At 43.8% G+C, this 18862-nt stretch carries 25 protein-coding genes; 5 read left to right on the top strand and 20 right to left on the bottom strand.

Annotation, left to right across the window (positions count from 1 at the left end; all coding sequences use genetic code 11):
• Positions 1 to 120: 120 nt before the first annotated feature.
• Positions 121 to 618 carry a type II toxin-antitoxin system PemK/MazF family toxin gene (locus tag VTAP4600_RS16780; protein ID WP_102523790.1) on the bottom strand — a complete coding sequence of 166 codons (498 nt, stop codon included), beginning with the start codon at positions 616 to 618 and terminating at the stop codon, positions 121 to 123.
• A complete protein-coding gene (locus tag VTAP4600_RS16775) occupies positions 599 to 802 on the bottom strand; it encodes a hypothetical protein (RefSeq protein ID WP_102523789.1) in 204 nt (67 codons plus the stop codon). Before VTAP4600_RS16775 ends, VTAP4600_RS16780 begins: the two co-directional genes overlap by 20 nt.
• 117 nt (positions 803 to 919) lie before the next feature.
• On the opposite strand from VTAP4600_RS16775, the gene VTAP4600_RS16770 reads away from it, so the two are divergent.
• From VTAP4600_RS16770 to VTAP4600_RS16750, 5 genes are all read left to right on the top strand, one after another.
• Positions 920 to 1183 (top strand): hypothetical protein, encoded by a 264-nt coding sequence (locus VTAP4600_RS16770; RefSeq protein WP_102523788.1) that lies wholly within the window; start codon positions 920 to 922, stop codon positions 1181 to 1183.
• A 16-nt stretch (positions 1184 to 1199) separates the two neighbouring features.
• Complete coding sequence (locus VTAP4600_RS16765) at positions 1200 to 1544, top strand: hypothetical protein (RefSeq protein WP_102523787.1); 345 nt, start codon at positions 1200 to 1202, stop codon at positions 1542 to 1544.
• Positions 1545 to 1557: 13 nt separating this feature from the next.
• Positions 1558 to 1953: a hypothetical protein gene (locus tag VTAP4600_RS16760; RefSeq protein ID WP_102523786.1), complete on the top strand. Its 396-nt coding sequence runs from the start codon at positions 1558 to 1560 to the stop codon at positions 1951 to 1953.
• A 75-nt stretch (positions 1954 to 2028) separates the two neighbouring features.
• Positions 2029 to 2241 carry a hypothetical protein gene (locus tag VTAP4600_RS16755; RefSeq protein ID WP_102523785.1) on the top strand — a complete coding sequence of 71 codons (213 nt, stop codon included), beginning with the start codon at positions 2029 to 2031 and terminating at the stop codon, positions 2239 to 2241.
• Between the two features lie 129 nt (positions 2242 to 2370).
• A complete protein-coding gene (locus VTAP4600_RS16750) occupies positions 2371 to 2634 on the top strand; it encodes a hypothetical protein (RefSeq protein ID WP_102523784.1) in 264 nt (87 codons plus the stop codon).
• 85 nt (positions 2635 to 2719) lie between these two features.
• On the opposite strand, the gene VTAP4600_RS16745 is transcribed toward VTAP4600_RS16750, so the two are convergent.
• The 18 genes from VTAP4600_RS16745 to VTAP4600_RS16660 all read right to left on the bottom strand — a co-directional run bounded on the left by VTAP4600_RS16745 (position 2720) and on the right by VTAP4600_RS16660 (position 18843).
• The gene (locus tag VTAP4600_RS16745; protein ID WP_231897830.1) at positions 2720 to 3952 is read right to left on the bottom strand and encodes an ATPase, T2SS/T4P/T4SS family; all 1233 of its coding nucleotides are present in this window, start codon (positions 3950 to 3952) and stop codon (positions 2720 to 2722) included.
• The gene (locus tag VTAP4600_RS16740; RefSeq protein ID WP_102523782.1) at positions 3915 to 4661 is read right to left on the bottom strand and encodes a hypothetical protein; all 747 of its coding nucleotides are present in this window, start codon (positions 4659 to 4661) and stop codon (positions 3915 to 3917) included. Before VTAP4600_RS16740 ends, VTAP4600_RS16745 begins: the two co-directional genes overlap by 38 nt.
• Positions 4648 to 5769 (bottom strand): hypothetical protein, encoded by a 1122-nt coding sequence (locus VTAP4600_RS16735; protein ID WP_102523781.1) that lies wholly within the window; start codon positions 5767 to 5769, stop codon positions 4648 to 4650. Before VTAP4600_RS16735 ends, VTAP4600_RS16740 begins: the two co-directional genes overlap by 14 nt.
• A 9-nt stretch (positions 5770 to 5778) precedes the next feature.
• The gene (locus tag VTAP4600_RS16730) at positions 5779 to 7221 is read right to left on the bottom strand and encodes a hypothetical protein (RefSeq protein ID WP_102523780.1); all 1443 of its coding nucleotides are present in this window, start codon (positions 7219 to 7221) and stop codon (positions 5779 to 5781) included.
• Positions 7222 to 7965, bottom strand: coding sequence for a hypothetical protein (locus tag VTAP4600_RS16725; protein WP_231897829.1), 744 nt, complete (start codon positions 7963 to 7965; stop codon positions 7222 to 7224).
• Positions 7962 to 8315, bottom strand: a complete 354-nt coding sequence (locus tag VTAP4600_RS16720) for a hypothetical protein (protein WP_102523779.1) — start codon at positions 8313 to 8315, stop codon at positions 7962 to 7964. The genes VTAP4600_RS16725 and VTAP4600_RS16720 overlap by 4 nt, the downstream gene beginning before the upstream one ends.
• Entirely contained in the window at positions 8312 to 9565 is a 1254-nt protein-coding gene (locus VTAP4600_RS16715) for a TraB/TrbI/VirB10 family type IV secretion system protein (protein WP_231897828.1), read from the bottom strand. Before VTAP4600_RS16715 ends, VTAP4600_RS16720 begins: the two co-directional genes overlap by 4 nt.
• Positions 9566 to 9576: 11 nt before the next feature.
• Positions 9577 to 10431 carry a TrbG/VirB9 family P-type conjugative transfer protein gene (locus tag VTAP4600_RS16710; protein ID WP_231897827.1) on the bottom strand — a complete coding sequence of 285 codons (855 nt, stop codon included), beginning with the start codon at positions 10429 to 10431 and terminating at the stop codon, positions 9577 to 9579.
• Complete coding sequence (locus VTAP4600_RS16705) at positions 10431 to 11147, bottom strand: VirB8/TrbF family protein (protein WP_102523778.1); 717 nt, start codon at positions 11145 to 11147, stop codon at positions 10431 to 10433. The genes VTAP4600_RS16710 and VTAP4600_RS16705 overlap by 1 nt, the downstream gene beginning before the upstream one ends.
• Before the next feature lie 4 nt (positions 11148 to 11151).
• On the bottom strand, positions 11152 to 12099 hold the full coding sequence (locus tag VTAP4600_RS16700; RefSeq protein WP_102523777.1) for a hypothetical protein: 948 nt from the start codon (positions 12097 to 12099) through the stop codon (positions 11152 to 11154).
• A gap of 10 nt (positions 12100 to 12109) precedes the next feature.
• A complete protein-coding gene (locus VTAP4600_RS16695; RefSeq protein WP_102523776.1) occupies positions 12110 to 12334 on the bottom strand; it encodes a hypothetical protein in 225 nt (74 codons plus the stop codon).
• Complete coding sequence (locus tag VTAP4600_RS16690; protein ID WP_231897826.1) at positions 12315 to 13106, bottom strand: TrbJ/VirB5 family protein; 792 nt, start codon at positions 13104 to 13106, stop codon at positions 12315 to 12317. Before VTAP4600_RS16690 ends, VTAP4600_RS16695 begins: the two co-directional genes overlap by 20 nt.
• The gene (locus VTAP4600_RS16685) at positions 13103 to 15628 is read right to left on the bottom strand and encodes a VirB4 family type IV secretion system protein (RefSeq protein ID WP_102523775.1); all 2526 of its coding nucleotides are present in this window, start codon (positions 15626 to 15628) and stop codon (positions 13103 to 13105) included. Before VTAP4600_RS16685 ends, VTAP4600_RS16690 begins: the two co-directional genes overlap by 4 nt.
• Positions 15629 to 15630: 2 nt before the next feature.
• On the bottom strand, positions 15631 to 15951 hold the full coding sequence (locus tag VTAP4600_RS16680; RefSeq protein WP_231897825.1) for a hypothetical protein: 321 nt from the start codon (positions 15949 to 15951) through the stop codon (positions 15631 to 15633).
• Entirely contained in the window at positions 15944 to 16315 is a 372-nt protein-coding gene (locus tag VTAP4600_RS16675; RefSeq protein ID WP_102523774.1) for a hypothetical protein, read from the bottom strand. The genes VTAP4600_RS16680 and VTAP4600_RS16675 overlap by 8 nt, the downstream gene beginning before the upstream one ends.
• 408 nt (positions 16316 to 16723) lie before the next feature.
• Positions 16724 to 16915 carry a TraY domain-containing protein gene (locus tag VTAP4600_RS16670; protein ID WP_102523773.1) on the bottom strand — a complete coding sequence of 64 codons (192 nt, stop codon included), beginning with the start codon at positions 16913 to 16915 and terminating at the stop codon, positions 16724 to 16726.
• Between the two features lie 120 nt (positions 16916 to 17035).
• Entirely contained in the window at positions 17036 to 17221 is a 186-nt protein-coding gene (locus VTAP4600_RS26720; RefSeq protein WP_415239689.1) for a helix-turn-helix transcriptional regulator, read from the bottom strand.
• Positions 17222 to 17451: 230 nt separating this feature from the next.
• On the bottom strand, positions 17452 to 18843 hold the full coding sequence (locus VTAP4600_RS16660; RefSeq protein ID WP_102523771.1) for an RNA-guided endonuclease InsQ/TnpB family protein: 1392 nt from the start codon (positions 18841 to 18843) through the stop codon (positions 17452 to 17454).
• Positions 18844 to 18862 lie beyond the last annotated feature (19 nt).

Genomic DNA, 18862 nt, shown 5'->3' with positions numbered 1-18862 from the left:
CTAATGACGAGGCTTTTCGAAACTTGCCTTGCGGCTAAAACTTAAACTTGCCTTGCGGCTGTATAACTATATTAGGATTATTTTAGGGTAACGTCAATAGATCCAATAAGCCTAATGAAGTTATTTAACCAAATCTCTCAAGCCAATCGCAATAACAACCCCTTTTCTGATCTTATCTAGGGTTTCATCAGACACTTTTTGTGCTTTCACAAATGAGCGGCTTTCAGAATTGTAGAGGTCTTGTAGTCGTCCTCCGTCTACGGTCGTAACCAGATTACACAAAGCCCAACGATCTACCCCATATGGATAGCGTGGAGTAGTCGGTATATCAGTATGCTCAAGTTTTACATGAAAACCTTGGAACTCAGGCTCTTTTTCCTTCTTCTTTGCTTCTTCTTTAGTTGCGCTTATTGGCACAACAATGTACGCGCCTCTATGCTTTCCGATCACAATTACAGATCTAACTTTAATCATTTCATTGGGAATTCGGTAATTGTAATCTATCTCGGCTTCATCTCTACTTACAGTACAGCCTCCACCATTTTTTTTGAATTGCCCGAAATTACAGTCATAAACATGCCCGATTCGAACGTTACCATTAATCCTTAGTTGAGCCATTTTTATTTACAGTCCTTTTCGCGCTACGAGTAAGTATTTCTCTAGCCCACTCACTAACAGAATCATAATCATTAGCTGCTAATTTCCACAGTAACTTATCATCCTCTGTACAGCGAATTTCTTGTTTTTTATCAAGAGTTACGTCCTGTTTAGGTCGTCCTCTTTTTCCGTTTTTTTTTGTCATGTTTACCATTTTCTGTCATGACGATATTTAAGTCAAGTCGTTTGCTTTTTATACATCAAGATGTATAGTATTCGTCATGACAAAAAGTTGATGTTCGTAATAAACAAGGAAAAAGTCATGGTTAAGTTTAAAGGGCTTGTATTAAAAGTCGAAGAGTTAACATTTGATGCCATTGCTACTGTTTTTGAGGGGGAGGCTTTTTGTTTCACGAATGAAGATCATGGGACAGAGATTATTATTCGTTTAGATGCTTTATCTAATTCAGAAAAATATCACGGGCAGTTCCTTGAACTTATTAAAGATGACAAAACTTTAAAACAAGAGGCGTTAGATATCATCAGGTCTGGTGATGTTACATTTCTCGCATTGATGGTTCATTAAGATTCGGGGAAAAATAATGGGTAGAGCAAAGCCAGTCATAATTTCAGGACGTTTGTTTGAAAAACAAGGAGCTGCCGTAAGCTATTTTGTAGAGCAAAAGGAAGAAAGGTTAGCTTCTGGTCTAATTAAAGAGGGAGAGTTATATGATGCCCTTAAGGATGTATACGAGCGATACTGTGACAACTCTTCTGGTTATGAACTTAATGGCCGATTGATTACTGCATTTAGTGTCGCCTATGAGAAGCGTCAGATCAGTGGCATGTGGGTTACAAATGCTTGTTATAAAGTGCATTTTAGCAATGATGAAATTAGACCATTTTCAATTGCGAAGGCTGTGAAATCGGTAGCGAGTAACTCTTAAAAGGTAATTAGACATGGCAAATAAAGAAAAACGCGCGAAACGCGCAAAGTTAAAAGCCAAAAATCAAAGAGTTGTAAAACATAAATCAAAAGATATTAGGTACAATCCAGAGGAAGTGACGGTTACAGATGAAGGTATCCGATTTTTAAAATTAGCCTTTAAAGAAGATTTAGAAGAGCGCCTAGACAAGCGTCTTCAATCACAAACATTTGATGAATTAAGTGTTGGAGGGAGCCGTATACGGTTTGATATGGCTCTTGCCATTGACGGTTATCCATTTGAGTTGCCAGAAGGTGTTATCGAAGAAGATTATGAACCATTGCTGACAACTGAGATCTATATGTCGGGAATGTTTGATGATGTGATCGATGAGGTATTCAAATCAGCATTGGCATCAAACGCCAACTAAGAGTACATAACACAACTCATTGAATCTAATGGTGTCACTTGGAGTAACAGAAGTTCTGATAAGTAGGAGAAAATTGTGTCCAATAATTTTAAATATTTCATTGTTATCAATGCATCAGAGACAAATGATAAAATTGATCGCTCACACGGAACTACTGCGCATTTTTCTAATCCAGTAGGTAAAAGCGACAAGATTTATTGGGATCATGAAAACGGCAGTAGTGGTGGTATTGTATTGGACATAGAACATCACCCAACTGTTTCGATTCTGATAGTGAACGTGATCTAGAAACGAATGACAGGAACGTTAAAAATACAGGTTTGTGCTGGCTGCTATATGCTTGCATGTAGAGACAGTGCGAACCCGACAAACGAAGTGCGTCAGTCTGCAATTGTATGTGGTAATTAAGGTGACATTTTGAAGAATAAAATTTATGAGTTAAAAAACGTGAAGAAACTTAATGAAGATTTTGAAGTCGAGGAAACGTTTTATAGCTCTATTTATAAAACTTCTTTTGATCTGATAAACGATATTTATTGCAGTTTGGAAGGAAAAAGCTTGGACGTGAGAGCCAATGCTTTGCATCGAGTTGAGAAGCATTATTCTGAAGGGGGAACCGAGATTTCGTTAACCTCAGATTGGGTTGATAGGATGTCAGAGAATGGTGTTCAAATTCACTAATGAAGTTTTCAATATTTTATGCTGCGTTTTAGGCGCTGCAGCCCCAAAAACGCAGTAGATTATACGTAGAAGACACCGTTTTTTGTTAACTTAATTCGCTGGCATCTCTATCTGGATGGCCATTCTTGTCAAAGTAACGAACTTTGCATTTAGGAAAGCCAGAGCATCCCCACCAGAATGAGCCTTCTTTCTTACCACTTCGACGTACTAACCCTTTTCCGCACTTACAAAGTTCCGTTTCGCTTGGCTTAACCTTTTGCTTAGGGGCAGGGTTTAAGTTGGGTTTTCCTTTGTTGTCAGGAAAGACACTTTTGCAATCGGGGTAACGGTTACACGCCCAAAAGTGACCTTTCTTCCCCTTCAAACGCCTTAGTTCGCCTTTTTGGCAAGTCGGGCATTGCACACCCACTTTGGTTGTTAAGGCCTTGCCTTCCCCCTGGCTATTAATCGAGGTTTGGATCACCCCCAAATCAAATTCAACGGGATCTTCTAGTGTATTGATAGAGCGCCCTTTTCGCTTAACTTCGTTAAGCATGGCCGCAATCGAGGTGGTTTTCCCTGAGCCTGTTTGACCTGCAAAAACTAACACACCGGCTTTACTGTACATAAAGTTGCGAACTTCTCGGCGTTGCCCTGCTTCCCATCCCAACTCCTCCAGTGTTGGAATTTCCATGGACTTATTCAGCCATCGAAGAGTGGCTTGTCCGCCTTTGTTTAAGGCTGGCATATAACTCATTCGCCAGTCGGTGTCCCTCTTTCCTTGCGCCGTTTTAAGTAAAGCGGTGATCCTGCCATTGTTTGGTTTAGTGACATTAAAATCGTCATCTTTAATGTCTGCGTGATAAAACAAAATGGCTATAAGATGTTGCCCCCACTCATAGTCTTTAATAATTTGGCCATAAACCACCATTCGGCCATCTATTCGCATTTCTATACGAGTTTCCGTTTTATACAATTCAATATGAATATCAGAACATTCATGTTGAGCGGCGTATTCCAGCATTCGCATGGCAATGCCATACGTTTCACTTTTGGCATCGCTGGCACTTTTTTCGTCGGTCTTTCTTTGTGCGACTTCCTTGAGTAGGGATGAAATAAGAGAAGGTTCATACATCTTAACTTTTCGTTCAGGTAGAACGTCGAAACCAAGGGTTACGTACTCTCTTTGCATAATATCGGTAATGAGTTCGACGGCGGGAGACTCATACGAAGCCGTCATGATTTCCCCTGTATCGGTTAACACCGCCGAATGGTGCTCAAGATAAATACTTTTTAATCCCTCACTGACGAGGACGTTTCGATTGAGAGTCGGGTTCATCGATGACCACCTTTCTTTTTGGCATGTATTTACGGTACGTTTTGCCATATTTATCAATCAATATGACGTGCTCTTTGTTGATTCGATACACTTTGACTTCATCAATCCATGCCCCTTGCTTAACTGGAATTAACGCCCCTTCAAATTCAAACCAGGCACTAGTCTGATTGGGGTTAAACACCACACTTTTTAGGCTTAAGTGTTCGACTATTCGAGCGGGGTTCTTAACTACTTTCTTAGGCACAACAACCGGTTTTTTCGGGGGTGGGTTGTAAGAATTTAGCGTTCGGCTCTCCTTTTTCTCCTTAATTTGCGCGGCAAGAAGTTGAGTTCGAATTTCGCTGTAATAACGGGTTTCCAAATTATCTAGCGCGGTTTGAGCGGACTCCGATAGCGAAAGCTTAAAGGGGGTCACCTCTTTTTCTTTTTGTGCTGGAGCCTCTGAAATCAAAGGCTCTGTGGGGGTAGAGGCCGTCATGGTTAAGTGATCATCATTACTTTTTTCTACCTTGACAGGCGGCGTTACGGGAACAATATTTTCCGGTACGTCGAATATCTCTTGCTCATGTGCCGGTGTGGAGGGTGGGGGACTGGGTAGAAATGACCAGACCAAAAAAACAATCATGGCCAACATAGCGACACACATCGCCGCGAGCAGCGGTTTGGGTAACGGCTTTCTTTGTTTCTTAGTGACTTCAATTTGGCTCACTGTAGACTCCTTGAATTTCAATTTCGAGATACAATTCAGTAATATCCTCATCGTTCCAAGACAACGTAAGCTTGCGTGTTGTAACAAATGAAGGGGTTAATATCTGCATGATAAGCGGCAATTTTCCAAGCCGACCTGTGGTTGTGAGCGTTAAACTGACCACTGAAAATCGCCCAACGTCACGTTGGCCATCTTCGGTAACCGACACGTCCATTAACTCAAGTGCGTCTCGCATATCCGTGAGATAGGTAGACACATCGTATGCACGCCAATGGTCAGCTTTAGGCACATCTAGGGTTAACAAAGAACGTTCCTCATTTAGCCAATCGTCAATCTCAGGATTGGCCAACAAATATTGACGAATAACTTTGTCTCGCGCGGTCAGATCTAACTTGGCCGTCAGCGCTCCATCCACCAAATTCACTTCGTTTACATTCATGCCATCAGGCATTAAGTGCGTTTCGAGCATGATTTTAGTTGCGAGCTGAAGCGCAGGGCTGGCTAAAGGCTTATTACGAAGCGACTCAATGAGCACTTCCTCTGGTGTGGTTTTCGCTATTTGTGGTTTAGGCGGTGGTTCTTGTTGGCCAAGCCAAAAGCCGCCAAAACTCAGTGAAGCGACAACCAACGCCAGTACGCCTATCCACAATTTGGGTGTACCGGCTTTCGCTGTGAGTATGTACCCTTGCCAATCGCTCTCGATTAACGGTTTAACCAGGATTTGTTTGTTTTTGTGGAAGGTTAATGACTCAGAGGCTTCCGAGCTGGCAACCAAGATGTGCTCGCAGTTATACAGCCAGTAGCCTAATTCTTCTTCCAGCTCGCCGATGGTGGCCAAGCTTTCCGTTTCCACCTCTCCTTTATCGATAACACAGGCATACCACTTATCATCGAAGGGCTGAAAAAAAATCAGGCGCTCTGTGGGCTCACCTGATTCTTGTAGTCTTGTTTTGAGTGCTTCACCGAGCAGAACCGCTGGATGTTCACTGTAATAACGCCGCTTCCCTTGCGAGTGCACCATAACCCGTTCAAACGGCGCAGAATGGCGTTTTCTTTCCTGCTTAAGAGATTTCTCAGAAGGACAGGTCGCACGATTGGCTAATTGCATCGTTCCTCCTTAATACGCTTTACGGGGGGTGAGTAACACCAAGGTTTCAGTGGTCAGATCTTCACTGCCCGTTCCCCCAAACAACGTTGTCCAAAAACTTTTGTTTTGTTCCGCCGTTTTAGAACTTTGTTTCACTGAGGCGATAACATAGGTCTGGCCATAACGAAGCTTATTGGCAAAGGTGATCTCAGATTTCTGTTTATCCAGAAAGCCAAGCTCCAATTGAGCGACTTTTTCAGTACGCTTCTTGGTGATTTTTTGTAATTGACCAGAGAGACGTAACCAAACATGCTCAGACTGCACATTGGCACTGGCCATAAAATCGACCCCTTCCACCTCTTCTTTTCGGGTAACACTTGCACTGACTACACCTTCACTGCTTTCGGATGAGGTAGAGTACAAATACGGCACAATAGATTGTTGCGTAATACGAGCTGGCTGATTGTTTAACAGTAAGGCCGTAATCGGCGTTTCTGTTGACACACTGCCTTGTTTTTCCAGAACCTTAATCAGCGCCTCTGATCCCGACCACTTTCCGCTGCCCTGGAAAGCGAAACCGTACCCCGCTTGTTGAGAGACAAGGTTTGTACCAGGAACAAAGAACTTTAACGTTTCGCCACCGGATTTATAAACCAGGTTCCAATTGATGCCGCGCTCAGTCCCTAAGTTAGAGCGAAACTCAATGACACGAACATCCAGCACAACTTGTTTCGTGAGTTGCTCTTGATACCGTTCAACAATTTTCTCAACTTCCTGCATTTTGTCAGGGGTTGTCGTGACGGTGATGGCGCTCATATTGGCCGATGTAGACACCGCTTTTTCAGCGTTTTCCTCTCCACCGAGTACGGTGACAATATTGGCGGCAATTTCTGCGATCACTTCAACCGAGCTGTAACTGATGTTTAAGTATTGACCTTGAGTTTTCGCTTTATCTTCCTTATCGCTAGAGCCGCCCCCTTCAGAACCAAGTTGGCCGTTTTGAGTACCGGTTGGCAGATTAATAAAAAAAGTTTTAGTGACGGTTTCGGTCACTTCAAGACGTTGGTTGATAAACTCAATACCAAAACCGGCTTCACGAGACAGTAAGTTGAGTACGTTCTCTCGCGTGTTAGAAAAATTTAAGGTCACTCGTTTATTTGGGTCTGCATTTTCACCAAAATAAATCGGAATTTCGACTCCAAACATGACCTCTTCCAAGACCACCGACAAAGGCATATCACTTGAATTGACCGTCAGTTTTTCTTTTAACCACTGCGTGTTACTTGGTGGTTCAACAGGAGAAAAGACTTGCGGGGGTTTCGTGATACGACTGATTTTTGGAGGGGGAATGTACGTGGTTTTTTCAGTGATGGTTTGGTGAACCTTGTCATTGTGTTTCACCGCTTCATCGTATTGCGGGGAGCTGCACCCCGCGATGGCTACGATAAGTAGCAAGCTAAGTCGTTTTCTCACTTAAATGTCCTCTTGTATAAAGACTTGTCCCGTTGAGTCAAGAATGGCCGCTCTCACTGGGTAGCCTTCGAGTACCACTGAAAGGGCGTATTCCACATCATCCCACGCCGTTAATAAGTAGTAATCAGCACTGAATTTGTAGTCGTTAGGAGATAGCCAACTGCGTTTTTGATCAACCGTATCAACCCAAATGTATTCGTAGTTTTCAACCACCCGTTGAGTCACCGCTTTGAGTGATTGACCGCCTACGTGGGTAATGCGTGCTTTGCCGTCAAAGTCATACACACCGACCACTTTTTGTCTATTTTGGTTGGCTTCAACCAGTTTTAAGGGTACGCCTAGCTGCGCACTGAGCTCATCCCACACCTTTTTAAAGCTCCCATCTAAACGTTGCTGTTTCGACGATCGTTTACTCAAGGTCAATTGATGTTGCGTGTTCATGCTCCAGGCAACTTTCCGATAGCCTTCGCGTTTCAACCATCGACGTATCGCACTCTCAAAACTTTCACCTTCTCGAATCAAATACGTTTCAATCGGTTTTGGTACGGGTTTCGCTTTGGGTTTCACCACTTTAGCCGTCAGTTTGGTTTCGCTCATAATGGTGGGTTTTAAAGGGGACAAATCACGCTCGACAATGTTGACGTGTCTTAGCTCGAAATACTCGCCTTGCCCTTTGTATTCTTTCGAGGCGCAACCAGACAAGGCCGCGCACGCGATGGCTAGATAGGTAATGTGGGTTTTCACAGGATCACCCCCTTAGAGAACGTGATGAGCTTATGGCCTTTATCAACGATGATGGTGTTTCCTTCACCAATCAGCAGTTGTAAGGCATGAGTTACGGGCATGGTTCGATGCATCTTTGCCGCTGTTGGAATAGGGCTTTCCAGTAATGTTCTTGCACTAGAAGGAGCGGAATATTCCGTGAGTATGTGATACCCAAGGGGCTCCATTAGCCATTGCACCGCTTGCCCTACCGTTTTCAATTCAAGGGGGTAAATGGTTCGCGCAGAAACTTGCAAGGTATCAACATCGGGAATGGGGCTCGCAGGCGCGGCCAGACAAAGCGCGATAAAACAAAGTGATTTGATTTTCACAGGTAATCCTCATAAAGGTTTTTCCAAGGTTTTAAGTAAATTTCATCTTCAATGATGATATTCATGGCTTGGCCAGCTCGGATGATATTGGTTGGCCGCAGTTGTAAGTATTTTTGAGCGTGTGGCGCGACTTGTTCACGAACGCCAGAAGATACGTCACCGTAATAGCTGCTCTCTCCCTCTCCTGTGCCTTGATAACTCGTGTTGCTCGCAACTAAGGCATAGGCGGCAACGCCTAAGAACTGCTCCATCCAGTGATGATCCACTTGGTCGCTGATACCGGTCATGCCTTCTCTGTCCATCCCCGATGATTTCGAGGTGTCTATCTTGTTGCCATTTGGCAACACGACCCAAGGCACACTCATTCCTATCACGCTGTTAATGCTTTCATTAACGGTGCTCATTCGAAAACTTTTGATAATGACTTCGGAGCCTGTCGGGATCAGCACATACTCTTCACTGGCATCAAGAACATCTTGTGTCACCCAGGCTTTGAATGTGCCCGTTCGGTCACTGTTGGCTTTCATTCGAGTCACGGATGGAATGATGGTGCCGATGGGTAATTTTGATAACCCTTCCGTTGATGCGTTGTAGCTGTTTTCTTGAGTAAACCCGACAATGTTTTCAGGCGGTGCTGAAAAACTTTGTTCGATTTGGGTTACTTTCGTTGGCGTGTCGCTGCCTTCTGAAATATTACCCGATAAGATCCGTTGCTTGAGTGAGGCCAACTCATCAAGCCGCTTGCCAATCATTATTCGTTGCTCATCCGTTGATAAGCGATCTTCGTCGAGTTCTGAGTAATGATTAGTGGGTGTGGCTACGTTGACGTGTTTTTGGTTTTGGGAAGCGGGTACGGTGGTGATGGCTGAGACATTCCAATGGCTTTGGGCGGCTATTCTTGCCCTGCGTAACTCAACCAGTTTAAATGTCTCCTTTTCTTTTTCTATGGGGTCGATAAGTGCGTTTGCTCTTTCTGCGACCGTAGGGGTGGCAACTTGACTGATAGTGTAAGAATCTTTTGCCTCTTCTCGCTGTGTGACCAAGTTGGTCACCGTAGAATCATCAGGAAGCACATTATCGGGTCTATCAATCGTTTCAACTTCTTCTGCTGTAGCGTCATTATTGTTAAGTTCTTCGGGTTTGCTGGTCATTTTTTCAATGGCTAAGACCAGACCGAAAATAAAAGTAATGACGATAAAAATGACAGCAGCGTATTTTTTTCCTTTCTCGGAAAAATTAGCGGCTTTCACATCCCTCTCCTTTAGGTATTTGAGTGCGTGGTATTGTCGGTTCGTGTCACTTCAATCACGACGTCATCGATGCGAAGCCGTAAATTGGCGTAAATACCGGTCACTTTATACATGCCGTAAGCATCATCGTATTTGGTTGGTGCAATGGCCGCCTTACCGCCTATTTCTGTTTCAATGCTCAATATCCCTCGACTTGGGTTGGAAAGTCGAACATAGGTAAACTGGCCATCATCGTACACATCAGAAATGATGTTGTTACCGACAAAGCTATCCTGGCTTGTCCACTCGTAACGGGTATAAATCCGATATCGATATTTTCTCAACGCGTCAATGACGGCACGTTTTTGTTTATCCAATGACTGACTTTTTATTGTGGCCAATTGCTTTTCCAAGTCTTGTACTCGACCAGAATTCATCATCACCGGTGCCGTTTTATTTTTGCTCAACACAAACGTGGAAATCGCTTGTTGTTGCTCTTTGTTCATCGTGCCTCGCCCCGCATTCACTAACACACAAGGCTGATTTTGTTTCGTGGTCGTGCGCGTGGCCATGATGTCATACACCGAGCCATCATCCGTAAAGGCATAAATCATCGTGCTTATGCCTTCTTTTGAGCTTGAATTGGGCTTAACCATGATTTGGTTAGAGCCCACGACCCCTTCAACATCCCACAAGTGGGGATTAGAAACGGAAGGAGCGCTTATCAAATTAGAAGGCAACTGAATGCGCCCTCCCATGTATTTTGCTGTCTTTACTGAAATGATTTCACCTGGCTTGTGATCAAGTGGCTGACAAACACTGGCATAGGCATTAACCGAAAGACAGCCCATCACCACAAGCAGCGGTGACCAGAACTGTGTTTTCATTAGATTCGTTCCTTAGATAATTTATAGGTAAGGATCTCAAGACCAATTGGATTCAGTCTGAGTTCATCGATGGATTTGTTGGCTAACTCTTTTTTCTCTTTAAGCCGCCATTGAACATTAAGCACCAGTTTTTCTGGGTCACGTTCTTTACCATTCACCGTGAGCGTTCGGGTTAGATAGAGGTTACTTCGAATGGCTTCTCGACTGAGTTCGTCGGCCATCTGCCAATCAATTGAATCGTAGTGCTCAATCCCCCGCTCTATGACGATGTCAGCGCTATTTTTACTTTTCTTAATGGCTTCTATCTTTTCAATCGCATTAAAACCCCGCAAGCTGACAAAATCCGTCGCCAGCTTTTCAGCCATAAAGTTTTGCGCTTCTCCCCAATCAGAACTAATGGTTTCAGGAGTGATCCCGTAACGGGCAATGGCAAAGCGTTGCAACATAGAATCAATGGTCGTTTTGTAAAAAAGCTGGCTGTCATTTGGGCTGTATGACAACACCGACCAACTTCCATTGGGTTCAAGCTTGACGTAAACCACCTCTTTGGTGTGCTGCGCCTGGCCAAAGGCATAAAACAAGAAAAGCAAAAGAATGACGATGACGCCCGATAAAGAAAGAGACATAACAAACCAGCGATTGCGTTCGGCTCTCAAAGGCGGTTTTTCGTCTCGTTTTTCTCGATGGGACTCTTCTATAACAATCGGTTCATCCATACGGCTATCCTCCAAACTTAGCCATAATGACTTTTGCTATTTTCGAACCAGATTGACTACTGAGCGCCGATTTAGCCAGATTGTTCATCCCTTTAGCCGCGCTCGCACTTGGAGAAGCAACATTACCAATCAAAGCTTTAGAGAGTTCGACACTGGATTTGATCATCAAAAAGGAAATGATCATGGTCACCACCAACTCAATATAATCAGCGGTCGATAAGATGTTGTTACGTTGGCCAAAACTCATGCACTGCGAAATGGTCGTACTCCCTGCGCATTGTAATATCCCGGATGCGGTGAATTGAGCTTTGATGGCCAGAGCAACCAACACCGCGCAAGCTCGCAGAACAATAAGCAACATCAGGCTTCCTATTAAATAACGAAACCATCCATCAAAGGCCGTGCGAGTCCCTGGGTGAACTAAGCAAGGGACAAAGAAAATAGCGAGTATCTTTCCCAGTAACAAACACCAGGTCGCCCAAGAGCCCGTAAAATACATCGCCACGACAATAATCATCGTAACGACTTGCCAAACCAAATAGTTGAAGGCATCTCCAGTGGACATGCTCCAAAAACTGACCTCTTCGTTATACATGCCGATAAAGGCGCGATTGACCCACTTAAAAAGAAACATTGGATCACTGTTACCCGTGCCAATTTTCAGCAAAAGCAAGCCCACATTATCAAAGGTCTCTATCAACACATCGATGGCCGTGTTGTAGCCTTTATAAAGGGCAAGAGAGACAAAAACCATCAGCGTGGCGGTGACTATCTTTTCTAGATCAATACCAGAAGTCATAAATCGAACGACTTCCTGAAAATACACCACCACAATAAGAAACATCATCAACCCAAAACTGAGGGTTTGAATATCAGGGTGCTGAGTTGCTTTTTCGACAAATTCATTCGCCGCAAGCACAAATTGTTGTCGAAAAACAGTGTCTACACTCATAACGGCCTCCTTAGCTCATTGGTAGTTGAATGCGTTGTTTTAATGACGATAACGTTTGATGGATATACATCAGGTAATGTTTATCGACATCCCCTCCCTCAAGCCAGGTTTGGATCACTTCACAACTGCGATCCAAATCGTGTTTGACGTTCTCAAGCTCCTTTAACTCTTCAAGCTTATTGGGAAGTGATGGATGAAAGGATATTTCGGTTAGGTTATCGGATAGGGGTTTCATTAACGTCAATCTCCCGCTCTCTTGCCGCTTTCATGCGTTTTAAACGTCGCTCTTGTGCTTCCAATACCGCTAGCGCTTGTTGGCTTTGTAGAGGATTAGATTGCGCGTAAGTGGCCAATTTAACGTCAGCCTGTAAATTATTTTGATCAATCAATACCTGATTTTGTTCAACCAGTAATTGCAGTGTGGCCAACTCACTTTGGTCACCCAAAGCTAACCGTTCATTGTCAAGCTGCGCGGCGTTGCGGCGCAGGTTTTCATTTCGATTTCTAAAATGCTCTAATTGCTCCCCCCGCACATGAACATCAGAGGCATTGCGGTACTGTTGCGCTAACGTATTACTGACTTCTCCCGAGCTTTCTTTTGCTAACGTTTCAAATGTCTCTTTTTGAGGAAGATCCCCATACCGCGCACTGGCATAGTCATTAGATTTGGCTGGCGGGTTCACTCCCATTAAGTCGTTCAATGATCGAATGTCTCGTTCGATGCCTAAGTAATCACGGCGATCAATTTTGTTTTTTAGCGACTCGACTTGATTAAGAAAGACCTGATACTCACGAAGCGTTTGTTCATACTGCTCAACCGCAGTGAGTAACTGATTCGTATCCAATCCGGTCTGTTTGAGTAATTGCGAATACTCTTTGAGTTGGGTGCTGTATTGCGTCATCATTTGGGTGATATTGGCCACATCTATAACCGGAAAACCTCCAGAGTGACCAACGGGTGTTACCAGGTTCAAAGTTAACGCTAGAACAAGCATTTTTTTTCTCACAGCTCTTTCCTTAGTTCCGTTTTGAAACGGCGTATGATTTCATCAATGGCAATGTCCACATTCTCTTCTTTGGCGAACACCTCTTTTACAATCGTGGCTTCATGTGGATTGGATGTGGCCACCACATATTGTTCAGGCTCCGCAAACAGATTCACCACTTTGGCGATCCCCTTATCGGGTTGCTTAATAAAAGCTTGCTGCTTGGGTTTAAGGGATTGGATCACGTTAAGCTCTGCATCGGTTAGGAACGGGAAGGCATGTTGGTACTCGCCTTTTTCCATTTCAGCATCAGCCATAAAAATGAAGGTCGTCGCGGCGCTTCGAAGTGTTCCCCATTCTTCCAAATCTGAATAATGTTTTGGCGATTGCGTCCAAAACCCCATTCCTCCGCCACTTTTAAACCAAGTTCTTGCTTTCGCAATCGCCCACTCAGCCGCTCCCTTTTGTGATAGCACGTATTGGCATTCATCGATTTCGAAAAACTTAGGACGGGTACGAAATTGAGCACTCTCGAATAATCGAACGGCGCGAAAGAATATTTCGGTATTGACGATGGGCGCTAACGTTTCGCTATCTTTCACACCTTGGGTGTTGTAGACAGAGTACGGTTTATCTAAAACACCAATCGCATCCTCATCGTTATCAAACAGGTTGCCATACACGCCCCCTCTTTTGAATTTCGCCAACTTTTCTTTCAAGGTTTTCGGACATTTCGCCAACATGGCCGAGAAATGACTGAGTTTGCCCGTTTGTCCCATTGTGTCTCTGATGGCTTTTTCCAATTTGGCTTGCTCATCCGCATCTAAAACTTGCAGCTCTTGGGCTTCATTTTCTTGAAGCATCAAACGGATAAGTTTCATCATATGACGAGCAAATTCATCATCATCGCGGCCAGTTGCCATGGAAAAAGGGTTAAACCCCTTCGTGCTATTGGTGTCTTTTAAACAGAAAACGCTCGCGTCTTCTTTAAAAAACCGCGCCAGTGATTCACTGCCTTCATCGATATCAAGAGCACAATACATCCCATTCATTTTAGTGAAGTGATTCGCAACACACTGCTTGAGGAAGGTCTTACCGCTTCGCGTCGGACCTACCCCAATCACTAAGCATTTATCGCCAATGAACGGGGTGTAATGGAAGGGAACGCCGTCATCGCTTTCTAACACAAACAAGGCTTCTTCTGTTTTGCCACCTAAATTGAAGGTAGGAAACCCTTCATTACTGCGGTAGAACAATGAAAGTGCGGCGGCTTGGCTCGCGTTAATCCGGCTGTGCCTGATATTGTGGCCATCGTAACCAAGTAACAGTGTTTTGTAGGCATTCAATAGACCGACACTTTCCCATAACAAATGAAAATCCGAGTTTTCAAGCACCACATTGAGCGCTTTCGTTTGTTGTTTCAGTTTGGGTAAGTTCGTATCAAAAACAACAATGTATGACAGCCACTCCCCGTATTTATCGTCGTCTGCGCTTATCCGCTCCAGCTCACGTAATACGGCACTCAGTTGAGGGTTTGCCTCTATTTTGGCTCGAATCGATTCAGGATCGGCTTCGCCTTTAATCAAGTCCGTGATGCCGAGTTGCGAACGAAAGATTTCGTTTTCTTCGTCGCTCACCATCGCTTGCTTTTTTTGTTTTGAATAAGGAATAAAGCGCGTGAAATACAGGTAATTGCCTTTTTGCAATACGGGACAAAGATCGCTCGCCCAGGCGCATTCAGGGGTATGAGTTGTCCCTACCCCTTGAACGGAGGCAATCCGAGCATAAATGGTGCGTTCATGAGTAAGTTTAAGATAGTGAATACCATCATCACTGATCACCGGCTCGACTTCAGTACAACTTAACAAGCGATCCCAATCGGCTAACGGTGCAGTACTCGCGGCGTGATTTAAATAATCAGGCTCCATCGTCGTGAGCATTTTTTGTAAATGAAAGAGCTCTCCTCCTTTTAGCCTTCTGTTGTCCAAAGAGCGAAAAGAAAGCCCTAGCATCATAGAGGCTAAGGCTTCATCAAGGGACTCACATTGTTCTAGCAATTCTTGCTCATCTAATAGCGTGGCTTGCCGGTGCGATAACGCTCGCCTTAACTTGCCTCGTTTATGTTTATCGACAATGGCTTGCAAACAAAGCGTGATAAGGTCGCCCCCTATTTCACTGTAATTTACTATCGAATGTATTTCGAGAACCCAAACCAAGCTAGATTGAAACAGTTGTCGCTTTTCATTAAGGAACCGGGCTCGACGTTCTGAAACCAATTGTGATCGAGGATTATCTCTTTTTCGAAATTTGATGGGGGCGCAATCGCTGTGCACATAATATTGAGAAAGCGTAACGTCAACGGGAAGTCGTTGAATGACGTTGCGTAAAAGCTGCGTTAGAAGTGTTTTCTCTTTCGGCGTTAGTAACGCCGGCTCCGCGCCAGATAGTTCAATTGCACCCAAAACGCCCCCCCGATAAGTCAATGCTGCCGTATCATTGAGGCTGGCATAGGTTGAAATGGTACTATTGAGGGGCTTGTGCATAATTAGAACCCCTGCAACATAGTGATCAGTAACCCAACACCAAATAACATGATTGCTCCGATACAAATACGGAATAACCAAGCGATGGCCGGCCCTGCATTTTTGGGCATAAAGATCCACATCATAATCGCGGCTGATGCAGCGGCGAAAACAACAAACAGTGTCCCTGTTCCACCAAGGAAGTTAACAATTGATTGTAAGAATGCAGTGAATTTTGCAAATAACCCACTGCCTCCAGAGCCTAAGCTAACCGCTGCACTAGCAGGAGAAAGGAAGGTACAGTAGAGAGCGAGCGCTCCCCCGCCCTTAATTAGTTTATTCATGGTCTTTTTTCCATTGTTTAAAGTGTAGAACGTTGCCTCTTCGCATAACGAACAGACGTTTTTTGATAAGACGAGTTGATGTGTAGCCGGAGTTAGAAAATGCTTCAATCCATAATATCCAGGCATGAGCATCTTCTTTGTGTATCCAACGGAGCGGAGCAAATACCATCACGGAAAATATCCCACCAAGTAACGCTCCCCACATCCACCCAAGCTGGCTTATCAGTAAAAAGAGGCCGAAGCCTGAAAATAGCGCTGCAAGGGCAAACACTTTCACAGGTAAACCCCAAAAAATAAGGACTGTCTCAGACAGCCCTCTTTTTAGTTGCGGATTTTTGTGGTCATTCAATACTTGTTCACTCATCTTCTAAAAAATCTATTCAAGTTGCTTTGGTGGAATAGATAAGGTTTTCAAAGCACTATTTTTTTGTCAAAACAATTGGTTTGTAATAAAGCCTTTTCAACTTTGGATAGTTTTGAACGTGCACATAATCGACGATTAGGTGTTGTTCCTCGAAAAGTTCTAACCCTTATACGTTTCATATTTTTCCCTAAAATAACTGACAAGTGCGCTATCACATTAAGCTGAACGCGCGATTCAGCACCAGCCCCGTCTTCTAACGGAAGGTGTGATCGATGAATTATTATGGGCATTCATCATAAGTAGCTCTATTTCTAACACCTACGCTTATCAGCGTTGGTGATGCGGCGAGTTACTAGCCACTGGCACGGAATGTTAAAGAACAGTTTTAGAGAATATGGATGAACAAGGTTATGGCTTTTTCAATTCCCTAATGCCAACAGAAGCAACAGAATCGACCAAATGTAAATGATCCTCTAATCGTATTTGTGCTTCTGCCCTGAGCGAACGATTAGAGCGTAAAGTAGAATCTCTAAACACCCTTGCTGTTTCGCCTTCCAAAGTAATTTGTACGATTACTTTTTCTTTGTTGCTATTACTCATATTTGATACCAATACCTACGTTTATGTAGTAGATATGTAATGCTTATATACCTATGGGTGATATATCCAAGCTGGAATACATTGTAATTGCAATGAAACAGGTGTGTTAGTATATGCAACCTAAACCAAATTGGTTGCATATGGTATGTTGACAGATATAGTCCGCAAAACTCGACAGAGATATATAGTTCTCAATTCACTTGATGTTTGACAATCAAACTTATCTCTAGCAACCTTCAAATGTTTATTTACTGCCATTTCAGAAATGGCTTTTTTATTTGCGATTTGCTTTACTGACAAGCCCATTGAGTACATCTCAAAACAAGAGAATTGCTTTAACGTAAGCTCAGGGAATATTTGATAAAAAGACGTGTTTAGATCAGGCATAAGTCCCCCTCCGATTTTTGTGTTCTCGGAAAAGTCTTTATTAAGCGAGTAAAATTACAGTTAAAACATGTAATTATATAAATTGGGATGTGACAAATACTTCCAGTGAACTACTCGCAGCTAAAGCAGCGAGCTTCTAAGATAACAACCTAAGCCGCTAACTTTTCTTTTTTGACGCTTCGTTGGACACCGCTAGTCGAGCTTTTGGCTCGGCTAGTCTTACGATTGCCTCCACGTCCACTATCTGACTTGGTTCTTAGAACCCCATCGCCAGACAACACCGTTCCAGTGTCTAATATTAGATTAATTGCCCGTTTCTTAATGACCAGTGATGCGTTGTTATCTGCATTGTCAGAATTTCCACAGTTACCGCACACAAATAGTTCTTGTGAGTCTCGGTTGTCGGGGTGAGTGTGACCGCACTTGGCGCACTCCTGACTGGTGTAGGCTGGATTTACTTTGAATACGGCTTTTCCTGCTTGGTAAGCCTTGTATTTGGTGTACGTTTCTATGATGTGCCAACCAACGTTTAAGATGGACTTGTTTAGCCCTGCCTTTTGCTTGGCTCTGTTTGACACATATCGGCCTTGTTCGTCCTGCTTTGCCTTTGGCTTGCGCGTCATACTTGAGGTTCGTAAAGCCTCGAACACAATAACCTTTGCTTTGCTATCGACAAGCTCGCGGCTTGTCTTGTGGGCGAAATCGTTACGGATATTCGCCTTTTTAGCGTGGTGCGTAGCAATGCGGTACTTGGTTTTATTTCTGCGATTTGAGCCTTTAGTTTGACGCGCCAATTTGCGTTGTAATCGCTTAATGTAGCGATCAGCTTTGGTCATGTTCTTTTTCTGGTTATCGCCTTCTTCGTCAGAAAAGTCGAACGTCATAGAGTCAGCGTGTACAGGGATAGCCACACCACGGTCTACGCCAATGGTGTGTTCTTCCAGATATTCTTTTGTTGAGCCTTGCAGGAATGCTAAGTGTTCAGCATTGCTAGGTAGCTCTGACTCATCCTTGCCGTTCCCATAGCAGAAAGACACATAATATTGACCACGCTCTTTGCGCACATAAAGCGAGTTTGGGATCTCGAACTTACTATGAGCCTTAAAAGATAAGTAACCAATATTATTGGTCTTCGTACCGATAAATAGGCGTAAATTGCCATCTTCGCAACGGTCGAAGCGGAACACTTCACGAGTAAGGTAGATACTTCCGCGATCAGTCTTAGGTTTGCGCTTAGGTCTCCCACACGCGCCTTTCATGAACTTTTGGTAAGTCTGATACCAGTTAACAGCACTGTTGCGGATTATCTGGCTAGGACACTGATAGAGCCAAGGTGATAGCTCTTTAGATTTGAACTGCGATGCTTTCTGATCAATAGGGGCATAAGTGCCAATTGGATAATACTTACGCGCAAAAGTACGGTAATACCTTTCTTCATCGACTTTGGCATTCCAAATACTACGCGCACAGCCCATCCACTGGCTTAGTACCAGTTTTTGATTTGGTGTAGGGTTAGCGCGTAGCTTGATGCCAGTTAGCATGATAGTTCCATTGGTTGTC

The organism is Vibrio tapetis subsp. tapetis (assembly GCF_900233005.1).
In the GTDB taxonomy this organism is placed as follows: domain Bacteria; phylum Pseudomonadota; class Gammaproteobacteria; order Enterobacterales; family Vibrionaceae; genus Vibrio; species Vibrio tapetis.
This window is presented reverse-complemented; position numbering and strand designations above follow the sequence as displayed.

Excerpts from the sequence above, each read along its gene's own strand:
- VTAP4600_RS16780 (WP_102523790.1), bottom strand. The coding sequence starts at position 618 with ATGGCTCAACTAAGGATTAATGGTAACGTTCGAATCGGGCATGTTTAT.
- VTAP4600_RS16775 (WP_102523789.1), bottom strand. The coding sequence starts at position 802 with ATGACAAAAAAAAACGGAAAAAGAGGACGACCTAAACAGGACGTAACT.
- VTAP4600_RS16770 (WP_102523788.1), top strand. The coding sequence starts at position 920 with ATGGTTAAGTTTAAAGGGCTTGTATTAAAAGTCGAAGAGTTAACATTT.
- VTAP4600_RS16765 (WP_102523787.1), top strand. The coding sequence starts at position 1,200 with ATGGGTAGAGCAAAGCCAGTCATAATTTCAGGACGTTTGTTTGAAAAA.
- VTAP4600_RS16760 (WP_102523786.1), top strand. The coding sequence starts at position 1,558 with ATGGCAAATAAAGAAAAACGCGCGAAACGCGCAAAGTTAAAAGCCAAA.
- VTAP4600_RS16745 (WP_231897830.1), bottom strand. The coding sequence starts at position 3,952 with ATGAACCCGACTCTCAATCGAAACGTCCTCGTCAGTGAGGGATTAAAA.
- VTAP4600_RS16735 (WP_102523781.1), bottom strand. The coding sequence starts at position 5,769 with ATGCAATTAGCCAATCGTGCGACCTGTCCTTCTGAGAAATCTCTTAAG.
- VTAP4600_RS16710 (WP_231897827.1), bottom strand. The coding sequence starts at position 10,431 with ATGAAAACACAGTTCTGGTCACCGCTGCTTGTGGTGATGGGCTGTCTT.
- VTAP4600_RS16705 (WP_102523778.1), bottom strand. The coding sequence starts at position 11,147 with ATGGATGAACCGATTGTTATAGAAGAGTCCCATCGAGAAAAACGAGAC.
- VTAP4600_RS16700 (WP_102523777.1), bottom strand. The coding sequence starts at position 12,099 with ATGAGTGTAGACACTGTTTTTCGACAACAATTTGTGCTTGCGGCGAAT.
- VTAP4600_RS16695 (WP_102523776.1), bottom strand. The coding sequence starts at position 12,334 with ATGAAACCCCTATCCGATAACCTAACCGAAATATCCTTTCATCCATCA.
- VTAP4600_RS16685 (WP_102523775.1), bottom strand. The coding sequence starts at position 15,628 with ATGCACAAGCCCCTCAATAGTACCATTTCAACCTATGCCAGCCTCAAT.
- VTAP4600_RS16680 (WP_231897825.1), bottom strand. The coding sequence starts at position 15,951 with ATGAATAAACTAATTAAGGGCGGGGGAGCGCTCGCTCTCTACTGTACC.
- VTAP4600_RS16675 (WP_102523774.1), bottom strand. The coding sequence starts at position 16,315 with ATGAGTGAACAAGTATTGAATGACCACAAAAATCCGCAACTAAAAAGA.
- VTAP4600_RS16670 (WP_102523773.1), bottom strand. The coding sequence starts at position 16,915 with ATGAGTAATAGCAACAAAGAAAAAGTAATCGTACAAATTACTTTGGAA.
- VTAP4600_RS26720 (WP_415239689.1), bottom strand. The coding sequence starts at position 17,221 with ATGGGCTTGTCAGTAAAGCAAATCGCAAATAAAAAAGCCATTTCTGAA.
- VTAP4600_RS16660 (WP_102523771.1), bottom strand. The coding sequence starts at position 18,843 with ATGCTAACTGGCATCAAGCTACGCGCTAACCCTACACCAAATCAAAAA.